At 40.3% G+C, this 18,367-nt stretch carries 16 protein-coding genes and 1 CRISPR repeat array; all 16 genes read right to left on the minus strand.

Features of this window, described 5'->3' with window-relative positions; translation table 11 throughout:
* Window positions 1-333 precede the first annotated feature (333 nt).
* Complete coding sequence (pyrE, locus tag BN6556_RS17740) at window positions 334-957, minus strand: orotate phosphoribosyltransferase (RefSeq protein ID WP_066194063.1); 624 nt, start codon at window positions 955-957, stop codon at window positions 334-336.
* Window positions 950-1,654: an orotidine-5'-phosphate decarboxylase gene (pyrF, locus tag BN6556_RS17745; protein WP_066194068.1), complete on the minus strand. Its 705-nt coding sequence runs from the start codon at window positions 1,652-1,654 to the stop codon at window positions 950-952. The genes pyrE and pyrF overlap by 8 nt, the downstream gene beginning before the upstream one ends.
* Window positions 1,651-2,562 (minus strand): dihydroorotate dehydrogenase, encoded by a 912-nt coding sequence (locus BN6556_RS17750; RefSeq protein WP_066194071.1) that lies wholly within the window; start codon window positions 2,560-2,562, stop codon window positions 1,651-1,653. Before BN6556_RS17750 ends, pyrF begins: the two co-directional genes overlap by 4 nt.
* Entirely contained in the window at window positions 2,559-3,320 is a 762-nt protein-coding gene (locus tag BN6556_RS17755) for a dihydroorotate dehydrogenase electron transfer subunit (RefSeq protein ID WP_066194074.1), read from the minus strand. Before BN6556_RS17755 ends, BN6556_RS17750 begins: the two co-directional genes overlap by 4 nt.
* The gene (gene carB / locus BN6556_RS17760) at window positions 3,317-6,517 is read right to left on the minus strand and encodes a carbamoyl-phosphate synthase large subunit (RefSeq protein WP_066194076.1); all 3,201 of its coding nucleotides are present in this window, start codon (window positions 6,515-6,517) and stop codon (window positions 3,317-3,319) included. The genes BN6556_RS17755 and carB overlap by 4 nt, the downstream gene beginning before the upstream one ends.
* On the minus strand, window positions 6,517-7,605 hold the full coding sequence (locus tag BN6556_RS17765) for a carbamoyl phosphate synthase small subunit (RefSeq protein WP_066194078.1): 1,089 nt from the start codon (window positions 7,603-7,605) through the stop codon (window positions 6,517-6,519). Before BN6556_RS17765 ends, carB begins: the two co-directional genes overlap by 1 nt.
* The gene (locus BN6556_RS17770) at window positions 7,602-8,882 is read right to left on the minus strand and encodes a dihydroorotase (protein ID WP_066194080.1); all 1,281 of its coding nucleotides are present in this window, start codon (window positions 8,880-8,882) and stop codon (window positions 7,602-7,604) included. Before BN6556_RS17770 ends, BN6556_RS17765 begins: the two co-directional genes overlap by 4 nt.
* Window positions 8,883-8,895: 13 nt before the next feature.
* Window positions 8,896-9,771, minus strand: coding sequence for an aspartate carbamoyltransferase catalytic subunit (locus tag BN6556_RS17775; RefSeq protein WP_066194083.1), 876 nt, complete (start codon window positions 9,769-9,771; stop codon window positions 8,896-8,898).
* Window positions 9,772-9,906: 135 nt separating this feature from the next.
* Window positions 9,907-10,452 carry a bifunctional pyr operon transcriptional regulator/uracil phosphoribosyltransferase PyrR gene (gene pyrR, locus BN6556_RS17780; protein ID WP_066194086.1) on the minus strand — a complete coding sequence of 182 codons (546 nt, stop codon included), beginning with the start codon at window positions 10,450-10,452 and terminating at the stop codon, window positions 9,907-9,909.
* Window positions 10,453-10,662: 210 nt separating this feature from the next.
* A complete protein-coding gene (locus BN6556_RS17785) occupies window positions 10,663-11,577 on the minus strand; it encodes an RluA family pseudouridine synthase (protein ID WP_066194088.1) in 915 nt (304 codons plus the stop codon).
* A complete protein-coding gene (lspA, locus tag BN6556_RS17790) occupies window positions 11,574-12,047 on the minus strand; it encodes a signal peptidase II (protein WP_066194090.1) in 474 nt (157 codons plus the stop codon). The genes BN6556_RS17785 and lspA overlap by 4 nt, the downstream gene beginning before the upstream one ends.
* 516 nt (window positions 12,048-12,563) lie before the next feature.
* Window positions 12,564-13,203: a CRISPR direct-repeat array (repeat unit 30 nt; unit sequence GTCACATCCTTTTATGGGTGTGTGGATTGA).
* Between the two features lie 279 nt (window positions 13,204-13,482).
* Entirely contained in the window at window positions 13,483-14,319 is an 837-nt protein-coding gene (gene cmr6, locus BN6556_RS17795; protein WP_066194095.1) for a type III-B CRISPR module RAMP protein Cmr6, read from the minus strand.
* Window positions 14,306-14,695 carry a type III-B CRISPR module-associated protein Cmr5 gene (gene cmr5 / locus BN6556_RS17800; RefSeq protein ID WP_066194098.1) on the minus strand — a complete coding sequence of 130 codons (390 nt, stop codon included), beginning with the start codon at window positions 14,693-14,695 and terminating at the stop codon, window positions 14,306-14,308. Before cmr5 ends, cmr6 begins: the two co-directional genes overlap by 14 nt.
* Window positions 14,688-15,563: a type III-B CRISPR module RAMP protein Cmr4 gene (gene cmr4, locus BN6556_RS17805; RefSeq protein WP_066194101.1), complete on the minus strand. Its 876-nt coding sequence runs from the start codon at window positions 15,561-15,563 to the stop codon at window positions 14,688-14,690. The genes cmr5 and cmr4 overlap by 8 nt, the downstream gene beginning before the upstream one ends.
* Complete coding sequence (locus BN6556_RS17810) at window positions 15,564-16,697, minus strand: type III-B CRISPR module-associated Cmr3 family protein (protein ID WP_066194108.1); 1,134 nt, start codon at window positions 16,695-16,697, stop codon at window positions 15,564-15,566. It abuts the gene before it with no gap.
* The gene (gene cas10 / locus BN6556_RS17815) at window positions 16,694-18,364 is read right to left on the minus strand and encodes a type III-B CRISPR-associated protein Cas10/Cmr2 (protein ID WP_066194111.1); all 1,671 of its coding nucleotides are present in this window, start codon (window positions 18,362-18,364) and stop codon (window positions 16,694-16,696) included. Before cas10 ends, BN6556_RS17810 begins: the two co-directional genes overlap by 4 nt.
* Window positions 18,365-18,367: the final 3 nt, after the last annotated feature.

Genomic DNA, 18,367 nt, shown 5'->3' on the forward strand with positions numbered 1-18,367 from the left:
CGTTTGATCCATGTTTGACCCATTCGTGTGAGTAGGTCAAGAGCACCTATCCAATCAATGAGAAATTATTTAATTCAACTTATATAGATTATATTATTATTCAAACAGAAATTCTTATAAACTATTATAATCCAAAGCGGAGTGGCAGTCCTCTGTTTCTTAAGGAAAAACAGACTTAAACCTGCCCCACCTTTTCTTATTCTTTTTCAAGACCAGCAATGTTCTATTGTATTATATACTTTTTACCTTATAATAAAAAACAAAAATGAAGCCGATTTTTGGCTTCATTTGACGAATTACTTAATTATTTGCGGTTTCCCGGGAAATATTCCATTAAGATTTCCCGAGATCATCACGCCATGCTAACAAATCTTTTTTCTCTGCTTCCGTTATTTCCTGCTTCTCTACCAAAGCCTCTGCTAAAATATCAAAGGTTGTAATCGTACGGAAAGGAATTTGCGCCTCAGCAAATTCGTGATCGGCTTTCGATAATCCATAACTAAAAATAGCTAATACTCCCATCACCTTCGCACCGGCTTCTTGTAAAACTAAGGCACTTTGCAAAGAAGAACCGCCCGTAGAAATAAGGTCTTCAATCACAATGACCTTGGCTCCTTCTTGAATGGTTCCTTCAATTTGATTGCCTTTTCCATGCCCCTTAGGTTTAGAACGAACATAAACCATTGGCAAATCCAAATAGTCTGCTAACCACGCGGCATGTGGAATACCCGCGGTAGCACAACCAGCAATAACATCAGGCTTTTCGTCCATTTCAGCGATTAGAGACGCAAATTGTTCGACGATTTGTTTCCTCACCTTTGGATAAGACATTGTTAAGCGATTATCGCAATATATCGGTGATTGAATACCAGATGTCCAAACAAAGGAACGATCGGGGCGAATTTGAATTGCTTCAATCTCGTATAAGGCATTTGCCATTTCTTTTGCTTTAAGCATTATTCCACTCCTCTATTACTCGTTGATAACTTGCCTTGGGGTCTTCTGCTTGTGTAATACTGCGACCGATCACTAAATAATCGGCGCCTAGCTGCTTGGCCCGTTGTGGTGTTGCTACACGCTGTTGATCATTTTGATTAGAATCGATCAAGCGAATCCCAGGCGTTACGGTTAAAAAGTCGGCCCCGCAAGTCTCCTTAATTACCGGAACTTCATGGGCAGAACAAACCACACCATCTGCTCCGCTATCTTTTGTCAATAAGGCAAGTCGTTTTACCGCCTCTTCGACAGACTGCTGGATATATAATTCGGTTTCTAGCGTGTGTTGGTCCATAGAAGTTAATACCGTGACCGCTATTAACTTAGGAACATCTTTCGTTGACCCGGCTAGCAGACCCTTCTTGGCAGCTTCGATCATCTTAGAACCGCCAGCGGCATGTACATTGACAATATCTACGCCTAAACTGGCTAGATTATACATTGCTTTTTCCACCGTGGTTGGAATATCATGAAGCTTTAAATCCAAAAAGATCGGATGACCGTTATCTTTCAGCCATTCAATCATTTGCCGTCCTTCACGATAGAATAGCTCCATGCCTACTTTTACTGGAATGCCCGCTAAGTGGTTGGTTTGGATAAAATCATGTGCCTCGTCAGCCGTACGAAAATCCAACGCTAGAAAAAATGGTTGCTTCATCCGTTATGCCCCTTTCCGATCGCTTCTTCCACTGATGCAAAACCATATTGCTGTAAAACAGCTGGTAAAGCGTCGATAATTTCAGGACATGCCAACGGATTTTGGAAATTGGCTGTCCCAACCGCCACTGCATTCGCACCTGCTAATAAAAACTCTAGTGCATCTTCTGCTGTGATAATACCACCCATACCAATAATCGGGATATCCAGTGACTGCCGCACCTCATAAATCATCCGAATCGCAATCGGCTTAATCGCAGGACCGGAAAGTCCTCCGGTTTTATTGGCAATAATCGGTTTCCTTTGCTTTAAATTAATCTGCATCCCCGTCAAAGTATTAATCATCGTCAGTCCATCAGCGCCTGCCTCTGCTACCGCCTTCGCCATCACAACAACATTCGACACATTGGGTGACAATTTGACATAGACAGGATACCTGCTTGCCCGTTTCACTTGATCAGTCACTTGTTTGGCTAACTCGGGATCAGTCCCGAATTGCACGCCGCCTTCTTTTACGTTTGGACAGGAAATATTTAATTCTAACGCACTAATATCTTTTGAACGATTCAATTCCTCGGTAACCTTTACATATTCTTCCACCGTACTACCAGCCACATTTGCGATGACAGGTGTCTGAAATGACCGCAAAAAAGGCAGTTCTTCATCGACGATCCGGGTCACACCCGGGTTCTGCAGGCCAATGGCATTGAGCATGCCGCTTGCTGTCTCTGCAACCCTTGGTGTAGGATTACCGGGACGGACCTCACCTGTTGCTGCCTTTACAATAATGGCACCCAGCTGACTTAAATCATAGAATTGGCTGTACTCTTTGCCGAAACCAAAGCAGCCAGAAGCGGGCATGACAGGGTTTTTCAAGGATAAGCCTGGTAAAGTTGTCGCTAAATTCATGTCAATATCACCTCATTTGCAACAAATACAGGGCCATCCTTACAAATTTTCTTAGACTGGCTTGGATCTGCTTGTAACGGCACTACACAAGCATAACACGTGCCAATACCACAACCCATTCGTTCTTCAAGTGAAATATAACCCTCTCTATCGGTTAATTGGCTTGAGACAGCCTTAAGCATCGGGGTCGGACCGCAAGAGAAGAAATAATCGAAATGCGGCTTTACTTCTGCAATAATATCCGTCACAAATCCTTTAGTACCGTAACTTCCATCATTCGTGGCAATATAGGTATCCCCTAATGCCTGAAATTTCTCTTCATAAAAGATTTGATCTCGTGTTTGAAAGCCTAACACACTAGTGACTTGCACGCCTTTTTCCTTCAAGGATTTTGCTAGATAGTAGAGCGGAGGAACGCCAATTCCCCCACCGACTATCATGGCATGATCCAGTGTCAATTCCTCAATCGGATAATAAGAGCCACATGGTAAGATCACATCCAGTTGATCTCCTGTCTGATATTTGCTTAATGCTCTAGTCCCCTCACCAAATATCTTATAAATAACGGTAAATGTTCCAGCTTGTTGATCCACACCAGCAACAGAAACTGGTCGGCGCAGCATATGGTGTTTTAACGCAATATATACAAACTGACCAGGTAGCAATTCTTTAGCTAATGACGACTGCAAAACCATTTCAAACGTGTCTTCCGCAATCTGTAAGTGACTTTTAACTTCGATAAGTTGTTTGGTTATCACAATACAATAGCCTTCCCTTCAACTGCTGGCTTCGCAGTAAATGTAGTGGAATCAATCACATTCACAATCGCTTCTGCTGTATCGAGACTTGTCAAACAAGCAATACCATGCTCTACTGCTTCTCTTCGAATTCGGAAACCATCTGAACGTGGTTTTTTACCAGAGGTTAGGGAATTGACGACGACTTGTACTTCCCCTTGTTCGATAATCGAGATGACATTTTTACCGTCTGCTCCTACTTTACCTACTTCCGTTACAGGTAAATCTAAGCTCCTAATCGCCTCTGCTGTACCTTTCGTTGCGTATAAATGGAAACCTAATTCAAAGAAGCGTCTGGCAATTTGACAAGCCTCTTGTTTGTCCTTGTCGGCTACTGTCATTAGTACAGCTCCACCCATTGGTACCTTTAAACCAGAGGCAGTTAATCCTTTGTATAAAGCTTTTGCTAAGGTATGATCTCGTCCAATGGCCTCTCCTGTTGATTTCATTTCAGGTCCAAGCATCGTGTCGACACTGCGTAACTTCTCAAAGGAGAAGACAGGGACTTTCACGGATACCGTTTCTGGCTCTGGTAATAAGCCATTTTGATAACCTAAGCCTGCAAGGGTATCCCCGATAATACAACGTGTTGCTAGATTGGCCATGGTTACGCCCGTGATTTTACTTAAAAATGGGATCGTGCGACTTGCTCTAGGGTTCACCTCTAACACATATACTGCCCCTTTATGGACAACGAATTGAATGTTAATTAAGCCTTTCACCCCTAGTTTTTCGGCAATCTTAATGGTTGTATCCACACAGGTCTGTTTCGTCTCTTCTGTTAATCGCTGAGAAGGGTAGACGGCAATGGAGTCACCAGAGTGGACACCTGCACGCTCAATATGTTCCATTACACCTGGAATAATGGTAGTTTCTCCATCGCTAATGGCGTCGACTTCTACCTCAATACCCGTTAAATATTTATCGATTAAGACAGGATGCTTATGCTTAATATGATTGGTTTTTGCCAAATAGCCTTCTAGTTCCTCTTCATTATAAACAATCTCCATTTGACTTCCACCAATAACATAAGAAGGACGAACTAATACTGGATATCCAATTCCTGCAGCTGCCTCTTTTGCTTGATCGAGTTGACGGACACTTTTTCCTTGTGGCTGCGGAATATCAAGCTCTTGTAATAGTTGTTCAAACTTATCACGATCCTCTGCTGTATCAATAGCAGTCAGCGGGGTACCTAAGATTTGAACTCCGCGTCGCTCCAGTCCTTCGGCAAGATTAATCGCCGTTTGTCCCCCAAACTGTACGATCACACCTTCTGGTTTTTCCCATTCAATTACATGCATCACATCTTCTAAGGTTAACGGCTCAAAGTACAATTTATCTGAAACACTAAAATCGGTGGATACCGTTTCTGGATTACTATTCATAATAATCGCTTCATAACCTGCTTCTTTCAAGGCTAGTACGGAATGTACCGTTGCATAATCAAATTCAATCCCTTGCCCGATTCGGATTGGCCCGGAGCCGATAACAAGTACTTTTTTGCGATCAGATACCTCTGATTCATTCTCTTCTTCATATGCACTATAAAAATAAGGGGTCTCTGACTCGAATTCGGCCGCACAGGTGTCCACCATTTTATAAACCGGTAAAATATTCGCCGATTTTCTCATTTGGTACACATCATCGACATCGATGTTCCAGACACGGGCAATTTGTGTATCGGATAGCCCTAGTGCTTTTGCTTCTCGAAGTACATCAACGTTCTGTGGAATTTCAGCCAGGCTTGCTTCAAAATCAATAATTTTTTTCAGTTTATCTAAGAAGAAACGATCAATTTTTGTTAATTCAAAAATCTCCTCCGTGGACACTCCTCTTCTTAATACTTCGGCTAAGACATAAATACGCTCATCATCTGCTTTTACCAAGCGATGTTTCAGGTCATTCGTAGCGATTGCCTCTAGTTTAGACAGGTAAAAGTCCTCGCCGCTAATATCAAGTGAACGCACGCCTTTCAGCAGCGATTCTTCAAAATTACGGCCGATCGCCATCACTTCGCCTGTTGCCTTCATTTGTGTGCCTAGTGTTCGGTTACCGAGCACAAATTTATCAAATGGGAAACGCGGAAATTTTGTTACTACATAGTCTAATGCCGGTTCATAACAGGCATAGGTAGTACCGGTAATAGGGTTCATAATCTCATCTAAGGTCATGCCAATCGCAATCTTCGCAGCTATTTTCGCAATCGGATAACCCGTGGCCTTCGAGGCTAGTGCCGAAGAGCGGCTCACCCTTGGGTTGACTTCAATAATATAATACTGGAAACTATAAGGATCTAAGGCCAGCTGGACGTTACAGCCACCTTCGATTTCCAAGGCGCGAATAATCTTCAAGGAGGCAGAACGCAACATCTGATATTCTCGATCACTTAATGTCTGTGAAGGTGCTACGACGATCGAATCACCGGTATGGATACCGACAGGATCGATATTCTCCATATTACATACCACAATCGCTTGATCGTTTTTATCACGCATCACTTCATATTCAATTTCCTTAAATCCAGCTATGTTTTTTTCAATAAGACATTGATTAACGGGAGATAATGCCAATCCGTTTCTGGTAATCTCCTTCAATTCATCTTGATTGTAACACATGCCACCACCGGTTCCTCCAAGGGTGTAGGCAGGTCGTACGATAAGAGGAAAACCAATCTCTGCCGCAAATGCTAATGCCTGATCAATGGTGTTGACAATCTGGCTTTCTGGAACTGGCTCATTTATTTCATTCATTAACGTCCGAAACTTCTCTCGATCTTCTGCTCGTTGGATCGCGTCTAAACGAGACCCAAGTAGCTCTACATCATATTCCGCCAAGATCCCTGATTCATCCAAGGCCACGGCCAAGTTTAAACCAGTCTGCCCCCCTAAGGTTGTTAAAACAGCATCTGGGCGTTCTTTTCGGATTATTTTGGAGAGAAATTCAACCGTTAATGGCTCCATGTAAACCGTATCCGCAATCGTATGATCCGTCATAATGGTAGCTGGATTGGAATTTGCCAAGATAACCGTGTATCCCTCTTCTTTCAGGGATTGACAAGCTTGTGTTCCCGAATAATCAAATTCGGCAGCTTGTCCAATCACAATGGGACCGGAACCTATCACTAGAATCTTCTGTAGGTCTGTTCTTTTCGGCATTAGACTTCCTCCTTCTGTGCTTTAAAGCTTTTGATATTATCCATAAATTGATCAAACAAATAGTTAGTGTCATCTGGACCTGGTGAAGCCTCTGGATGGTACTGCACGGAAAATGCAGGGTAGGTTCTATGTTTTACCCCTTCTACCGTTTTATCGTTTAAGGCGATCTGTGTTAGTTCCAAATCGGTTAATTCAACGGAAGCTTTTGTGACCGCATAACCATGATTTTGTGAGGTTAAATACGTACGCTCGGTTTCAAAATCATAAACCGGGTGATTCGAACCGCGGTGACCAAATTTCAAACGGTCCGTATTCGCCCCACAGGCAAGTGCAAGTATTTGATGGCCTAAGCAAATCCCGAATACTGGTATATGCGGTATGACTTGCTTGACCATGTCAATCGCCTCCGGTACATTCTTAGGATTTCCGGGACCATTCGTTAACATGATGCCATCTGGCTTCAAACGCATGATATTCTCAGCACTATAATTATAAGGTACAACCGTTACGTGACAATGACGTAAGGTCAATTCACGAAGGATACCATGTTTCATACCAAAATCGACCAATACAATGCGATGTCCTCTGCCTGGAGACACATATGGCTTCACGGTGGACACGAGTTCCACTTGATTGGTTAATGGCTGTGCTTGCTCTAGTTTTTCCATGGCACGATCATCAGATGCACCTGCTTTGGTGATAATTCCCTTCATGGTACCATGCTTACGTAAAATTTTTGTTAATTTTCGTGTATCAATACCTGAAATACCAGGAATATCATTTGCCTGTAAATAAGAGTCAATGTTTTCATCACTACGGAAATTGGATGGTGTTTGACAATGTTCCTTTACCACAAATCCAAAAAGAGATGGAGTGATTGTTTCAAAATCGTCTCGATTAATCCCATAATTCCCGATCAACGGATAGGTCATCGTGACGATTTGTCCACAATAGGAAGGGTCAGATAGTGTCTCTTGATATCCTGTCATCCCCGTATTAAATACTACTTCGCCCATTCGCTCTTCCAAAGACCCGAAGGCATCTCCATTAAAAATGGTTCCATCTTCCAGAATTAGCTGTCTTTTCATTTTGTTTCCTCCTCATAGACCTTTTCCCCTTGATAAATCGTCATCACTGGTTTACCCGTTACTGGCCAGTTGTTAAACGGTGTATTTGTTCCTTTAGAGGCAAAAGTAGCTGTATCCACTTTTGTTGGCACCTCTAAATCAAGTATGGTAAGATCTGCTGAATAGCCAACCTCTATACGTCCATATGGTAAACCAAATGTATCGGCAGGTTTAACGGTCATCCAATCGATTAATTGCTTTAAACTAAAGATTCCTTTTTGTACAAAATGGGTGTGCAATAAGGAAAAGGCCGTTTCAAAACCAACAATTCCAAATGGAGCTTCCTCCATACCATTCGCTTTCTCCGCTTGTGTATGTGGGGCATGATCGGTTGCAATAAAATCTATCGTTCCATCCAACAGCCCATCGATTAAGGCCTGTTGATCTTCCGACGCACGTAATGGTGGATTCATTTTAAAGTTGGCGTCATTTTCATGAATCGCTTGTTCATTTAACAAAAGATGATGCGGTGTAACTTCAGCCGTCACATGGATGCCTGCCTTTTTCGCATCACGAATCACACGTACCGATTCCTTTGTACTAACGTGGCAGACATGATAATGACAATTAGCCGCCTCTGCTAATAGCACATCTCGCGCAATCTGTACCGATTCACAAATCGACGGTATGCCAGGTAAACCAAGCTTGGCACTCACTTCCCCTTCATGCATCAGTCCATCATGAATCAAAGTGTTCTCTTCACAGTGAGCAACGATTGGCATATTCACTGCTGAAGCACGCTTCATCGCCTGCAGCATCATATCGGCAGATTGCACACCAACGCCATCATCCGTGTAGGCAAACGCTCCCGCCTCTTTTAACGCACTCATATCCGTTAAGCTATTTCCTACTAATCTCTCCGTAATAGATGCATATGGTAACACGCGAATAACGCTGGTATCCTTGATTTTTTGTTGTATTTGTTCAAGTACTTCCACTGAATCAGGGGTTGGCTGAGTATTAGGCATAGCACAAACCGTCGTATAGCCACCCCGAGCCGCTGCTTTTGTCCCCGTGGCAATCGTTTCTTTTGCCTCTCCACCGGGTTCTCTTAAGTGCACATGGACATCGACAAAGCCTGGTACTGCCAGTTGTCCTTTTCCATCAATGATAGTGGCGTCCTCTCTTGGTAATTCCAAGCCGATTACTTGGACCTGTCCCTTTTCTATTAAGATTTCAACAGGTGCTATCTTGCCATTCTCCAATATACGGTTCACATTTGTTACGATGGTTTTCATCAACAATTCCTCCCTAATTTAAAAGTGATTCAATGACGGCCATCCTTGCAGCAACACCATTCTCCATTTGTTTAAAGATTCTGGAGCGTGGACACTCTACTAAACTACTATCTATCTCCACTCCTCTATTCACCGGAGCTGGATGTAAAATAACGGCATGTTCCTTCATTCTTGCTTCTCTTTCTATGGTCAAGCCATATTTATCCAAATAAGTTCGTTGGTCTAACTGGATATCTTGGTCATGACGTTCATGCTGAATCCTTAATAACATCAGCACATCTGCTTCTTTAATTGCCTCGTCCATTGTGATATAGCGATAAGGCAAGTGTTCATCATGCCATTCCTGTTTACCTGTCAGCAACACGTCACACCCTAAAGTGGACAAGGCATAAGCGTTAGATCTAGCCACTCGGCTATGCTTAATATCACCTGCAATGACCACTTTCAATCCTTGGAATTGAGCAAATTCTTGATGGATTGTCACTAAGTCTAGTAAACATTGAGTAGGGTGCTCTCCAGTACCATCCCCTGCATTGATAACAGGAATGTCGAGAGAATCGGCTAATTGAGCGGCGGCATATTCTTGATTATGCCGGATCACAATCAAATTTGCCCCGATTGACTCCACGGTTCTTGCCGTATCATAAATACTTTCTCCTTTTAATACACTTGAACTTTCTGAAACAAAATCAAGCGTCTCGATACCTAATTTACGTTCTGCTACCACAAAACTCATCTTCGTCCGTGTACTTGGTTCAAAGAATAAGTTAGCAGCGAAGTACTGTTTGGAAAATGGAGGAATTCCTTGCTGATTGATATACTCGGCACGTTCTATTAATTGAAGTATGTCCTCTTTCGTTTGCTCCTTCATCGCCACAAAATGCTTCATGGTCCTTCCCCCTATTCTGATTAAGTACGCATTCTAATAAAAAACCTCTTTGCAAAGTCGCAAAGAGGCAGACGTGTCCAATAAAACACATCCATTTGCGACCTTGCAAGCAGCTCTGTACTTGCTTAAAGGTCCTTATTCTATTTCATAAATATGGACATTATCATGCTGATCAATTTCAGACAAGGCAACCGTGATAATTTCACTATGGGCAGTAGGAATGTTCTTCCCAACAAAATCAGCCCTAATAGGAAGTTCACGATGACCTCTATCGACTAATACCGCAAGCTGAATTTGTGATGGTCTGCCTTGATCCATCACGGCATCCATCGCTGCTCGCACGGTTCTTCCAGTATAAAGAACGTCATCTACCAAAATTACCTTTTTGCCGGTTAATTGACCGATAATATTCTTTTGATTAATCTGCGGCTCCTGTTCTTCACTAACATGGGTCAGATCATCCCGATAAAGCGTGATATCCAATTCACCAATGGGGACTTGTACACCCTCAATTTCCTCAATACGTTTCTGTAATCGTTTAGCAATCGGAACCCCTCTTGTCTTTATTCCAACAAGCACCAGGCCATCTACCCCTTTGTTACGTTCTAAGATTTCATGGGCAATTCTGGTTAAGGCACGTCTCATCGCCGCCGCGTCCAGAACATTTGCTTTTTTATTCATTCTCAAAACCTCGCTTCTTTAAGATAATAGGTGGGATCTCTTGAAACGGAGCTTGTTTTACAGTGAAAAACCCTTATTCACCGTAAGGGAATAAGGGTCAAAAGAGCATACTTCATGCATATACTAATCCGTTTCCTTTTCAGCCTCACGGGACTGTTCTTAAAGGGCTTTATGATATTGCATTAATTATGTCAAAAAGCGACATAGAAGTCAATAGCTTTTCCGGATATTTTCAAGTACGCCAGCAAATTTCTCCGGTAATGGTGCTTCAAATTCCAAATCTTCACCTGTCATCGGATGGGTAAAGCGCAAGTAAAAGGCATGAAGAGCCTGCCCATCTACATCCATCGTCTTCCGTTGACCGTATTTAGGATCACCCAATAACGGAAAACCAATATATCTCATATGAACGCGAATCTGGTGCGTTCTACCTGTTTCCAATTTACAGGTGATAAGTGTGTAGGGACCAGGCAATCTCTCCATTACTTCAAAATGAGTGACAGCTGGCTTACCATTTTCGACAACATCCATTAACTGTCTATTCTTCTCACTGCGACCAATCGGCGCATCAACTGTACCATAATCATGAGGAATATCTCCATGAACGATTGCCTTATATTCTCTTTTAATCTTTCTTTCATTTAATTGATCTGCTAACCGTTCATGGGCTTGATCATGCTTTGCTACGATCAACAACCCACTGGTATCCTTATCAATCCGATGAACAATACCAGGACGTTTGATACCATTAATACCAGACAAGTCATCGCAATGATACAGTAAGGCGTTTACTAGCGTGTCATCATAATGGCCTGCAGAAGGATGCACCACCATACCGCTTGGCTTATTAACAACCAATAAGTCCTTATCCTCAAATACAATCGAAATTGGGATATTCTTCGCTTCTATCTGTAATGGTTCCGGCTCTGGTATGTGCCATTCGATATGGTCATTTTCCTGGCATTTATAGTTTGGCTTTACAACTTTTCCGTTGACAGTTACCAATTGCTGATCAAACCAGTTTTTGATTTGCGATCTGGAGTAAGCATCATTCCAATCAGCCAAACCTTTGTCCAGCCGAACTCCTTCTTCCTGTTTTTTTACTATGTATTTTCCTTGCATCATGCCGTTTTCTCCTTCTTTTTGTTTCTTTCTTCCCAGATGGTTAGGATAAAAATCGTAATAACTCCTATAACCAACGAGGCATCGGCTATATTGAAGATAGGATAATTATAACTTCCCAAATAAACATCAAAGAAGTCCACTACTTCTTTTCTAAATAATCGGTCGATAAAATTACCAATCGCTCCTCCTAGAATGAGAGCGAGTGCAATAGCCAAGAAACGATTATCTTTTGCATATTTTTGAATATAAAAGATGATAAATCCTACCACTACTGTAGTAATAATATAAAAGAAGGTCATTTTTCCTTGCAGAATTCCCCAAGCTGCTCCTTGATTCCGATGAGAAGTGATATAGAAAAAGGATTCAATAAATGGGATTCGCTCGCCTATTTCCATATTGACGACAACCAACCATTTGGTTACTTGGTCGATCAAGATAATTGCTAATGCAATGATGTATACTCTCCACATAATATACCTCCGCTATTTAGTTCAGACTTATTTATTATAGCACTATAGGCTAAAGTGAGTAAAGCAAACTTGGCTTACCTCCGCTATAAGAAGTGTATTTATATGAAAAACGGTGCAGGGGATATCTTGAAAGTCAGACCAAGGATGGAGTTTGGATGTTAATAACTGCTTCGTCAATGCAATGATAATTAAATTTTTAATCTGAATATAAATGGTATTCACGTGTTGTTTTCTACCCTAGTGATCAAGTGAAATTACGGTAAATGGAATAGAAAGATTTGAAAGAAGATTTGGAAAAGTAGTATAATGATAGAGAGGTCTTATATACCTAAGTGATTTGATCTATTTGGTGCTAACCTTAGGCAAACATAAAATACTAAGGAGATTAGCACCTCACTAAACATAAGGCTTGTGTCAGATGGAAACAGCTATTGTGAAGAAAAATGAAATAGAGTGAGACGGTTAGCACTTTTTATAATTTGAAGTGTTGGTGTTCAAGAGACAATAATGTGCGCTGTCACATCCTTTTATGGGTGTGTGGATTGAAATCGTGCTATTAATTATTTTATTTTTTGTAAAACTGGTCACATCCTTTTATGGGTGTGTGGATTGAAATTTATCAGACATAGAGCCTGATATACGTTACTATGCCGTCACATCCTTTTATGGGTGTGTGGATTGAAATCTCCTTATTTTTTAATAAAATTTATAATATCGGCGTCACATCCTTTTATGGGTGTGTGGATTGAAATTTTGGCCTCTTGTTTCGTAAGAAAGCATGTATTCGGTGTCACATCCTTTTATGGGTGTGTGGATTGAAATTCTATAGGCTTCCGATGTCGCCTTCTTTTGAACGTCACATCCTTTTATGGGTGTGTGGATTGAAATCATTCTCAAAAGCGTGTTCTAATTTAGTCTTGATCGTCACATCCTTTTATGGGTGTGTGGATTGAAATTCAAAAGAACTTTGAAAATTATCTAAACCAGGGAGTCACATCCTTTTATGGGTGTGTGGATTGATATGCTGATATGTGCTATTTGTTTCGCCCTTCTTTTCGTCACATCCTTTTATGGGTGTGTGGATTGAAATCTAACGTCACTTTGTCGTAAGGAAAATGCTGCGTAAGTCACATCCTTTTATGGGTGTGTGGATTGATATGCCACTGTTGGTTCGCTTCGTGCACCATGTTGATCGTCGCATCCCTCTAAATAATCTTAATGGATCACTAACATCTGGGACACATGACAAATAGCCCTAGCAGTGTTAACCTTTAATCAAGGAAAACTCCGTTAAGGCTATTCAACCAATTTTATCATCATAATGTGATATGAATTACATTATATAGATATTTTTTATAACTACTTTTTTACTTTACACCCGCTTTTGTTGCTTACATAATATTATACTCCTGGAAATCATTCTGATACGATTCTATCACTCATCTTTGGCATGGCTTGTGACATGTCCTAAGCCATATCCACTCGATGTTTTTGCACCTATTCCATATTCCTCTAAAGCAATTCTTGCATATTCGCCAAGCATATCTAACTGACTATTTTCAAAATCTGCATTTAAGGTTCCAATAATAATTTCAAAATTCGCTTTACCCACAGCTGAATAATAAATCGGTACTGGCTGTTGATCGTCAGTTGGTGCTTTAGCCCCTTGAGAAGTATAATAATCTTGATAATGAACCGTCTGCACATCTAATTCTAAACTTTTTATATCCCTTTTCGGATATGCATCTAGAAAGATAAGTTCTCCTTTTTGCTGATTCTCCGTAACATCTCTTCCTGCACCAAAACATCTGATAAAGAACTCAGCATCTGCCAATGCCTTTTCCTTGTCTCCATTATATTTCTCATGGATAACGGCATGCCTAATCGCTCCTTTTATCGCACTGCTTGGAATATATGGTACACCATACAACGGATGCAATGCGATTAATGTATGATTTGAATAGATAACGTTCTCGCCAATATTCATTAGCAGTCTAGTCACTGGCGTATATTCCAGTACTAGCTTCTGCTTCAATTCTTGTTTGATAACACGGTTATAATATCTAGCTTTATGATAAGCAGCTTCTGTTACATGTCCCAGTTTATTCAAATTCTTTATGCTTTCAGATGGTGTCCTGCCTTTATCATCGAACATCCTCGGTAACCTTCTATATTGCAAATAACTATTTTCTATCTCTGTTACATGTTTGGGGTTATCTTTCATCAGTGTTTCTGTATCTTTTGGTACTAAAAACTCCTTATTGTAGCTCACTTGTGATCATCCCTTCGGCAAAACGCTTTATCCATATTGATAATTCTAACACCTCACGGGTAAAGATCCGATACTCTTCACTACTCATGCATGGAATTTTACAATATAATTCAAAGTCTCTTGCCACTTGCTTACCATCCTTTTTGCCATACCATTCATTTAATCGACGGTATAAAGCGTGATGTGCATTCTTTTCTTCTCTCCCTTTCAAATATAAAACGGCAGCGCCCAAACCATTTGCTTTGATTAATGCCGGAAACGATCGCGCTAACGAACGATACTCTTTTCCGTCTTCCTTATGACTTTCTATAAATCCCTTTACCGAATCGTAAGCATATTGCATCCGTTTATTATGTACTTCCTTGATATTACTCATCGATATCTCCCCCAATAAACGAACATTTGACAAATCCTTTACCTAATGTTGCATTGCCACCAATTTGGAATAAATCAAATAACTTACTGCTCTTTAACTCTTCAAATATATCTTTTGCCCGCTCCTGCCCTTGTCCATATCCATCTCGCACAAACAACAAACTATACATCATCGTTTCAGGTGGCAAATATTCTTCTGTAAATAAAGCCCCTTCCTCTACTATCCCAGTTTCTATGTCTATACGAATTCGTGTAACGACTTCTGTAGATAGTTGAACAAAATCACTAAATTCATCATCTGAAACTAGAATAGTATTGTTCTTGACTGGATCAAATCCATTACGCACTCTCACTTGATCTATCTTATTTAGTAATTTATCCCATTCTGAATTTGTACAGACATCCAAAGTATATTCATCTAACATGACTTTCTTCTTATTATGCTTAAAAACTAAGTTGCTGTTATTGGACACTACAGCTAATTCATCCTTTGGAGACCAGATTTGGAATTGGTTCTCCCCGATCAACTCCATATCCTGACAGAACCGCTCCCAAACCATGGGGCAAGTTACATAAGCAAATACGCCATTCGCAGAACGCATGGGGAAAAATAAAATTCTTGCATCTGTAAAAGTAGTTGGGGAAGCCTGATTCGCTTCTTCCGAGCCAAACAAGTCATTCCCATCCTCTTTCCTCTCTTGTTGAAAGGCGTGACGTATACTTCCTTTTAAACTTGACGTTTCTATTTTTGGAAAATGCGTGTGCACCTCGCGCTGAATAGGCTGATCCACTACCCCAAGCTCATTTTCACCTCCTGCATGTAGAGATGTTAAGACATTGATAAGCATTGCTCTATTTAATTGATTCATTTATTCTACCTCCTTCAACTGTTCACTAGAAACTTTTGCTACCAGACTGTATCCGAAACCCCTATCACAATAACGCAGCCGATTTCGTTTTTTATTCGCGAAGCCCAAATTTTCTCGATAATCACTGATACATTTTTGATGAAATAACTTTACTGCATCGAAAAAACTGCCCTCTAAAATCTGAAAAAAGTATACTGTCCCTGCCGGCGCCGCCAATTGCAGCTCTTTCGGCTTTCCTTGCTTCACTCCAAACCCGCCTGCCGCAACTGCTCTGCCTACTGCGGCATTTAAAAGTTTTACTTTAATTCTTCTATTTCTATGTGTAAACACACCGTCCCATGTTTCTTCATTTATCCATTTAGGTAGCCAACCATTTTTAAAGATGGCTGGTGTAGCTAAGTATAATTTGAAATACTTACAGTTTGAGGCAGGTACATCGATGGAAAACTGCTTTGTTAAAGGGTTAACTACTGCTGTTTTTGATTCTCCTCCCAGTTTGATAATCGTTTGCCTGTTTACATCCGTTCCTTCTATCTCCACTGCTAATTGACAATGTAATTGATCATTAGTAATTGGCTTAACTCTTTCGGTTGTATACCATTTTCCCTCTTCTGTCCTGCCTGTAGCTGGATCCATTTGGATACCTGTATGCTTTTCCCTTTCTATAAAATCTGAAAGTGCATAACTATACAAAGATTCATCCCCTGCTTGGATATACTGGTTCAGTGCCTCTCGTTTTATATAACCTCCGCCAGCTGGATTTTTTGTTTTTTCTCCTGATAGACGACGTGTTAGTTGTAGAGAATATGGTAAAACTGCACTGCTCAACGATTTAGGTTTTAGATGTAAAACGTCTAATTTATATTTCTCGTCAGATATATCGTCCGCTGCCTGTTTTTGCTCTGTCACCTCCATGTCTAATGGCTGTGGAAACATGATATCTCCATTTACCATAAGCCCGTTAAAATTAATTTTTAATTGTCGTGCAGATATTCCTGTTGTTGTTATGATAGCACCAGCATAGACAGATGGTAATGGTGGAAAAAGGCTTGTTGCATGAAAATTCGTTCCCGCATCGAATGGAGAAGCATTTCGAAAAAAGAAATTGTCTATCGCTTCAATAGAATAGATCATTGTTTCACCTCTTTGGCAAGTAATACAGCAAAGTCTAGGGTGTTTTGGAAGACTCGCATTTTTTGTTCATTTGCTTCATGTTCATTTACTTTTTGATAAATTTTCATAATTCGGTCTGATTTATGTTCAATATCATTACTATTTACTCCTACATAAGAACGTTTTAATGCTTGTCTTACAAATGTCTGTACCATCTCCAGCTTATCCTCACTAACTATTCCTTCTAACTGCATAAGCATTCTTGCTAAATTTTTTACAAAAGATACAGAATAACTCTTCTCACTCAGCTCTTGTCTTAATGTGTCCAACTCTTTCAATGCCTCAAATTTATATCTTAAAATAGTCGTATTTCCACTTCTCATCATTAAACCAATGGCAAAAGCATCTTTATCTTCCATTTCTTTGGCATATGCTTCTAAATTAGTGGTTTGATTGAGAACTTCATATAATGGATCCATAAAATGCGCAATGGTTATTCCTGCCGAGAAGGTCAATCTTTCCTGAGGTTGATTTGGAACCTGAATGGCTTGAAACTTTTCCCGTAAGACATTCAAAGTGGGGATGAGCTTGTCCAACGGCAGGAATCCTAGTATATCTTCCCCCCCTGTAAATATACACACACCCTGTTGAGTGAATATTTCTTTTTTAGCCTCATTGGCAAAGTTGCTAATAAACTTACTAAATTCCTCGTGTTCTTCTTTCGACTGGAATGTTTGATACAACCGACCAATCCCATCGCCATCTAATTTTATTAATGCATAATACGAACTAATATTGTTTTTGTTTTGATCGTAAATTCTTTGAGCCGATTGGATACTTTCAGGATCATATTGCTCCTCTATATTCTGTTCATTTAATAAATCAAATACCGCTTCTTCCGCACCGTTATTTTTAAGAAACGTCAAGTCTTTTAGAGCTTCTTCTGCTAGTTGATTTTGCAGCAACATATACGCTACAGAGTGAATTTGATGATCGTGATGTAACTCTCCTTCAAAATCTAGCAACATCCGTTTAACAAATGCAAGTGCACTTAATCCTTCTCTGTCCTTCAGTCTATGTTTACTATCACAAAATGTGGTAGCTTCCTTTGTAAATGCAGGCAGTTTTTCTTTTGTTTTAGGTTGTCGATAAATTAATGCATTATATTCCGAATACAAAGAACATTTTCTTCCTGCTGGTTCTTGTAATTGCGAGAAGCGACGAAGTCTCTTTATGCCGTTTAGCTTGGTCACAGCAATAGAAAAAGCCTTTCCAAATTGATTTGCTTCATAATCCTCAAATAACCAATATACTTCTAAGAAATTCTCAAATTGCTGCTGGGCTTTTTGAACAACCTCTTCTTTCGCATGTTCACTAAAAATATCGTGGCAAATCTTATGGAAGTTATGCTTTACTTGATTTGTTAAATCTTCTGCTAGTTGTTGCCTCTTTGTTTCGGAAAAATTCTCAACAACTCCTACAATTCGATTCGGAACATTCCCATCATGAATACTTCCAGGAGTAATAATCTGGACATTATCATTTTTATTTAAGCATTTAACAGCTTTAATGATAAGGTCGGAAATTAAATAACTTCCTGCGTACAAATCACGCATTTTTCTGGATGGCTCAATAAATCCCTTTACTGGACCGATGGTGAATAAAAATAGAGAGGAATTTTTGCTCATGAA

Source organism: Gracilibacillus timonensis, assembly GCF_900086715.1.
In the GTDB taxonomy this organism is placed as follows: Bacteria; Bacillota; Bacilli; order Bacillales; family Amphibacillaceae; genus Gracilibacillus; species Gracilibacillus timonensis.